Below are 2,439 nucleotides of genomic sequence, written 5' to 3' on the forward strand. Positions count from 1 at the left end.
CGAGGACATCGACGTCGCTCGCGCGGCCGCCGAGTGGGCCGAGCGCCGCGCCAAGATGATCTGCGCCGGGTGCCCGGTCCGCACGATGTGCCTGGCCAACGCGCTGGAGCGGCGCGAGCCGCACGGCATCTTCGGCGGTCTGAACGAGAGCGAGCGCAACAGCCTGCTGCGACGGGCGGCCCGCCTCCGTGCCCAGGTGAACACCGGGGGTGCCGCGTGACGACGATGGCCGCTCCCACGGGCGTTTCAGCCCCGTCCACCGCCGCTTCGGTCACGCGGCCCGCCGCTTCAACCACGCGGGCGGGGGCGTCGGACAAGTTGATGCTGGGCGTGGCGGTCCTCGCCGCCGTCGGCGGTGCGGCCCTCGCCGGGATCGGCTTCTCCGGCTCCTACAACGCCCTGCGCGACCTCGGTTTCAGGCACAGCTTCGGGGACTTCAGCTACGCGTTCCCGATCGGTGTGGACGCCGGGATCGTGGCCCTGCTGGCCATGGACCTGCACCTGATCCGCAAGGGCGCCCCCGCCCCGTGGCTGCGGCTGCTGGCCCACAGTTTCACCGCCGCCACGATCTACTTCAACGCCGCCTCCGCCGGGCCGCTGCTGAAGAACCCGACCGGCACCGCGATGCACGCCGTGATCCCGGTCATGTTCGTCGCGGTCGTGGAGGCCGGGCGGCGCCTGGTCATCCGGATCACCCGGATCGAGGCCGGCCACGGCCGCGACGGCGTGCCGCTGCACCGCTGGCTCCTCGCCCCCTGGCCGTCCTTCCGGATGTACCGGCGGATGCGGCTGAACGGCATCGCCTCCTACGACCGGGCGGTCGAGCTGGAACGCGAGCGGCTCGTCTACCGGGTGATGCTGGAGCGCGACCACGGCGGCGACTGGCGCAAGGCCCCCTCCGACCAGCGCCTTCCGCTCACCATGGAGCGCTTCGGCCTGTCCGTGGACGAGGCCCTGGCCCTGCCCGCGCAGGCCGACGAGCAGGCCCGGCTGCGAGCCGAACGCGCGGAGGCCTTCGACGCCGAAGTCGCCGCCCGCGCCACGGCCCGCGCCGCAGAGCTGGAGATCTCCAAGCTCCGCACGGCCGGCCGGATCGAGGCCGCCGGGTACGAGGTCGGCGCCGAGACCGCCACCGCTAAGGCCCACGCCCACGCCCGCACCCTGGCCGCCGGCCGGGAAGCCGACGCTGCCGAGCGGATCGACCACGCGGAGGAGGAACTGGCCGCCGCCGCAGCCGAGCAGGCAGCCGCCGACGCCCGTCTGCGTGCCGCTGAAACCGACCAGGCCGCCGCTGAAAAGGAGCGCGACGCCGCTGAAATGCGCGCCCGGACCTCGGCGACCGAACGCACCGCGGCCGACAACGAGCAGGCCAAGACCGAGGCCGAAGAGGCCGCCCAGTCGGCCCGACTGCGCGCGGCTGAAACGGCCAAGCGCGCCGCTGAAACGGAGGAGGCCGCCGCTGAAGCGGCCAAGCGCAAGGCTGAAGCCGACCGCGACACGGCCGCCGCCCGGCGTACCCAGGCCGAGCACGAGGAGGCCGAGCGCACGGCCCGGCTGCGGGCCGCTGAAGCCCGCGAGCGTGCCGCTGAAAAGGAGCTGCGCGCGGTTGAAGCGGAGGACGCGGCGAAGCTGACCCCCGCCGCCCGCGCCACCCGCCGCGTCGCCCGGATGATCCTCGCCGCCGGCGGAAACCCCGACGCCGTCCCCCTCCAGTCCATCGCCGAGGCCCTCCACGTCTCCCTCGCCACCGCCTCCGGGCGCCGCACCGAGGCCGCCGAGCTGATCGCCGCTGGCTACACCTCGATCGCCGCCTGACCCGGAAGGACCCGCCATGCAGACCGACACCACCCAGACCGGCCCGGCCGTCACCGACCAGATCAACGCGGCCAGCGCCCTGCTGACCATCCTCAGCGCCCACGCCGACCTGCCCACCCCCAAGCCGGCGCTGCACCAGTTCCTCCAGCCCAACACCGGTATCCCGTGGGGTGCATGGGGCGTGCAGCTCTCGCTGCACCGCGGCCTCGACACGTTCGAGCAGTGGCGCGAGGCCCTGGACCTGGACCCCGCCACCACCGACAACGGTGAGAACGGCACCACCCGCTGGCTGACCGCCTACGGCACCCACCACGGTGTCCCGGTCGAGGTGACCGGCTTCTACACCCTGCCCGACACCGGCGACACCGGCGAGTAGGGGCACTCACCATGTCCGTGACCGACATCCAGGTCGTCAGCTTCGGCTACTTGCACGGCGCCCCGCCCGAGGCGCACCTGACCCTCGACCTGCGCAGGCACTTCCGCGACCCGCACGTCGACCCGGCCCTGCGCCAGCTGACCGCGCAGGACCTGCCGGTGCGCCGGGCGGTGCTCGCCACCCCGGGCATCCGGGAGCTGATCGCCGCCGCCGCGCTGCTGGCCGACGCCTACGACGCCGGGCCCACC

The 2,439-nt window shown here is 74.0% G+C and carries 4 protein-coding genes; all 4 read left to right on the top strand.

Annotation, left to right across the window (positions count from 1 at the left end):
* A partial coding sequence (locus tag ABZW03_RS39845; protein ID WP_355269633.1) for a WhiB family transcriptional regulator occupies positions 1-220 on the top strand: 220 nt, incomplete at its 5' end.
* Positions 221-321: 101 nt separating this feature from the next.
* Positions 322-1,815, top strand: a complete 1,494-nt coding sequence (locus ABZW03_RS39850) for a DUF2637 domain-containing protein (RefSeq protein ID WP_355269635.1) — start codon at positions 322-324, stop codon at positions 1,813-1,815.
* Between the two features lie 16 nt (positions 1,816-1,831).
* Positions 1,832-2,191: a hypothetical protein gene (locus tag ABZW03_RS39855; protein WP_355269637.1), complete on the top strand. Its 360-nt coding sequence runs from the start codon at positions 1,832-1,834 to the stop codon at positions 2,189-2,191.
* 11 nt (positions 2,192-2,202) lie between these two features.
* Positions 2,203-2,439 (top strand): RNase adapter RapZ (locus ABZW03_RS39860; protein ID WP_355269639.1); only part of this gene is annotated, 237 nt, incomplete at its 3' end.

The organism is Kitasatospora sp. NPDC004799, from assembly GCF_040609095.1.
Taxonomy (GTDB): Bacteria; Actinomycetota; Actinomycetes; order Streptomycetales; family Streptomycetaceae; genus Kitasatospora.